This is a genomic window from Escherichia sp. MOD1-EC4550, assembly GCF_963876935.1.
Lineage (GTDB): Bacteria > Pseudomonadota > Gammaproteobacteria > Enterobacterales > Enterobacteriaceae > Escherichia > Escherichia coli_F.
Genome location: NZ_CAWNSE010000033.1, coordinates 1 through 631, shown reverse-complemented (window position 1 = coordinate 631; position 631 = coordinate 1). Strand labels below are relative to the sequence as shown.

Genomic DNA, 631 nt, shown 5'->3' with positions numbered 1-631 from the left:
TGTGGGCGGAGGAGGGAATTTTCTTCTTTGAGCGGTTTGCGGCGGACAGTCCGGAGCAGAAGCTGACGCTGTGCGACGATGTGGCGGGGCTGTCACAGGCGGGGGAGTTTCCGTTTAACCCGGACACATCGGCAGGAGCGGAGACGGAGTGTGTCAGTATGTTCCGTTATGAGGCGCATGTCCGCCCGTCGTCGGTGCAGAGCCAGGATTACACGTTTAAGGTGCCGGACTGGCCGGGGCTGTATGAGCAGCAGGGTGAGAACCTGAACGGACAGCTGGCGCAGTATGAAATATTTGATTATCCGGGAAGGTTCAAGGATGAACAGCACGGCAAGGATTTCACGCTGTACCAGATGGACAGCCTGCGCAGTGATGCGGAAAAGGCCACAGGGCAGAGTAATTCGCCGCGGCTGTGGCCGGGAACGCGGTTTACGCTGACGGGGCATCCGCAGAAGATGCTGAACCGTGAATGGCAGGTGGTACAGAGCATACTGTCAGGAAGCCAGCCGCAGGCGCTGCACGGCAGCCAGGGGAGAGGAACCACGCTGGGCAATCAGTTAGAGGTGATACCGGCAGACCGGACGTGGCGTCCACGGCTGCAGAGCAAACCGAAGGTGGACGGGCCACAGAG

The 631-nt window shown here is 60.1% G+C and carries 1 protein-coding gene; it reads left to right on the top strand.

Going from position 1 to position 631, the window contains the following annotated elements:
- A partial coding sequence (locus AACU19_RS19385; protein ID WP_274540816.1) for a contractile injection system protein, VgrG/Pvc8 family occupies positions 1–631 on the top strand: 631 nt, incomplete at both ends.